The sequence below is a fragment of the Vicinamibacteria bacterium genome, from assembly GCA_035620555.1.
GTDB lineage: Bacteria > Acidobacteriota > Vicinamibacteria > Marinacidobacterales > SMYC01 > DASPGQ01.
Window position 1 is genome coordinate 1 of record DASPGQ010000394.1, and the last position, 2,678, is coordinate 2,678.

Below are 2,678 nucleotides of genomic sequence, written 5' to 3' on the forward strand. Positions count from 1 at the left end.
CATGTCGCCGAAATCGAGCCGCGTCGCCGTGGCACCGAGTGGCTCGACTCTCCCGGTTAAGGGATCGACTCGCAGGTCGACGACGTCCCCCAGGCGGCGGAACCGCTCCGCGAAGGGACCTTCCGCGGCCGGGCTTTCGCCGCGCAGCGCACGCGACAGCCTTTCTCGAAAGCCTCTGGCTTGGATGCTTCGGAAGACCTCGGGGGGCAGAAGCGGTCCATTCAGCTCATCGAGGTGGTCTTCGAGGAACCGAGTGCCGAATCGTCCCGCTCGAAACTCCGGATGGCGAAGAACATTCTGCAGGAAAGGGAGGTTCGTCGTCGGTCCGTGGACGATCATTTCTTCGAGGGCTCCCTCCAACCGCTCGATGGCCCTCTCTCTCGTGCTCGCCGCGGCGACGACCTTTGCGATCAACGAATCGAACTCCGGATGCACTCGGCCCCCCTCGGCAACACCGGAATCGACCCGTAATCCGCGGCCCGAAGGCTCCCGGTAGCGGCGGAGCGGACCGGGAGTCGGCACGAACCTCGCCCGCGGATCCTCCGCGAGCACTCTGGCTTCGATGGCCCATCGGTTCGGTTCGCGAACGTCTCGGGACGACGCGGCGGGAAGCTCGACCGGCCACCTTCCTTCCGCGAGCTCGAGCTGACATCCGACGAGGTCGATGCCGAAGACGGCTTCGGTGACGGGATGCTCGACCTGCAAGCGGGTGTTGACCTCGAGAAAGTAAAAACTGCCCGCTTCGTCCAGGAGAAACTCCACCGTACCGGCGCCGCGGTAGCGCGCGCTTTCGACCAGCCGCAAGGCCGCCAAACCCATTTGACATCTGAGCTCCCGGTCGACGACGGCGCTCGGCGCTTCTTCGATCACTTTTTGATAGCGGCGCTGAAGCGAGCATTCACGCTCGCCGAGAAAGACCGCACCGCCATTCCCGTCGCCGAAGACCTGGATCTCGACATGTCGTGGGTTCTCGAGAAGCTGCTCGACGAATACGGTCGCATCCGAGAAACCCGCCCTGGCCTCTTCGGACGCCCGCGCGATGGCGAACGCGAGCTCGTTGCGATTCCTCACCACGCGCATACCCCGCCCTCCCCCGCCGCCAGCGGCCTTCACGAGGTAAGGCGGCTCGATCCCTTCGGCCTGAAGCCTCGAGAGAGCGTCCGGCCCAACCGTGGCGAGCGTGGGAACGTCGACCTCATGCGCGAGTGTTTTGGCAGAGACTTTGTTCCCCAAAAGCCGCATGGTCTCCGGCCGGGGTCCAACAAAAACGATGCCTTCCGCTTCGACACGTTCGGCGAAAGCGGGATTCTCCGAGAGGAACCCGTAGCCGGGATGCAGGAGATGGGCACCCCAGGTCTTCGCCGCTCGGGCGATGGCCGCGGCATCGAGGAAGCCCGGGACCTCCAGCACCTCGTCGGCCTCGGCCCGCACCAGGGCGTCGCGATCGGTCGCGGTCGAGATGACGGCGACCTCGTACCCGCGCTCGCGCGCCGTCCGCAAGATGCGGCGTGCGATCTCGCCCCGGTTGGCGATGACAAGCTTTCTCACGGCTTGGGCGAGCGCCTCAGCGCTTGGACCCGGGCCGCCCAGGCGGGCGGCGCTTTGGAAAAGAACGCTTCGAGTCCCTTCCTGCCTTCCGCCGAGCAGCGAGCCGCGGCAATCTGACCGGCGGTAAACTCGATGAGCTCGGGACCGGGCAATGGTGCCGCTTGCTTCAGAAGCTCCTTGGTCCGACGGGCGGCCTCGGGGCCCGCGGCAAGGAAATCGAGCACGACTTCTTGGAGCGAGGCGTCGAGACGATCCTTGGAGACCACCCGCTGGACGAGACCCAACTCCTGGGCCTGGGAGGCGCTCATCCTCGCTCCGCTCAACATCATCGGCGCGGCGTGGCCGAGTCCGAGCTTTCTCACGAGATACGGACTGATGACGCCCGGGACGATGCCGAGCAAGACTTCGGATGTCGCGAAGATCGCGTCCGTTTCGCTCAACACGTAGTCGGCGCAGGCGGTGAGGCCGAGCCCGCCCCCCATGGCGGCTCGCTGCACGACGGCAACGACCGGCGCGGGAAAATCGGCCAGTTTGTAGAAAAGGGTGGCGAGACCCCGGGCGTCTTCCAGACTCTCGGCCTCCGACTTCCCCGCGAGGCGCTTCATGTAATTGAGATCCGCTCCCGCGCAGAAGACGTCCCCTTCCCCCGCGAGGATGAGAAGCCGCATCTGTTCCGGTTCGGGGATCGACGCGAGGTGATCGAGCACGTCGCGGAGCTCGCCCATCATCGTCTCGTCGAAAGCATTTCGCACCGAAGGCCTCGCCAGCACGATGCGCTTGACTCCAAGCGTCAGCGATTCGACGCGCAGGGTCGATGCCCGGGCGACGATTCGATCCACGGGAAAATCCTTCACGACGAGAGCTCCTTCGACGTAGCCCGATCTTCCGGTGCAATCGTCTCCAGAAGAGAAGCGGGAACGCGCACCCGGCAGCGAAGGAGCGCCTGACCGTAGGTCTTGCCCTGGGCGTCGGTATGGAGGCTCACCGTACCACCCCCTCCAAGCGAGGCCTCGAGGAGGAAGTTCAGAGCCCAGAGATTGGGAACGACGTAGCGAAGTACTTGTCCATGTACGATGCCAGCGAACCATTCCCGGACCTGTTCCGCGGATATGTTGTCGCGAATCCAGGCG

Annotated in this window: 3 protein-coding genes; all 3 read right to left on the reverse strand. The window is 65.1% G+C overall.

What is annotated here, in order from left to right:
- Positions 1-1,548, reverse strand: a 1,548-nt coding sequence (locus tag VEK15_16010) for a biotin carboxylase N-terminal domain-containing protein (protein HXV62206.1), incomplete at its 3' end; no start/stop codon positions are given.
- The gene (locus VEK15_16015; protein HXV62207.1) at positions 1,545-2,402 is read right to left on the reverse strand and encodes an enoyl-CoA hydratase-related protein; all 858 of its coding nucleotides are present in this window, start codon (positions 2,400-2,402) and stop codon (positions 1,545-1,547) included. The genes VEK15_16010 and VEK15_16015, both read right to left, overlap by 4 nt.
- On the reverse strand, positions 2,399-2,678 hold a 280-nt coding region (locus VEK15_16020), incomplete at its 5' end, for a hypothetical protein (GenBank protein HXV62208.1). The genes VEK15_16015 and VEK15_16020, both read right to left, overlap by 4 nt.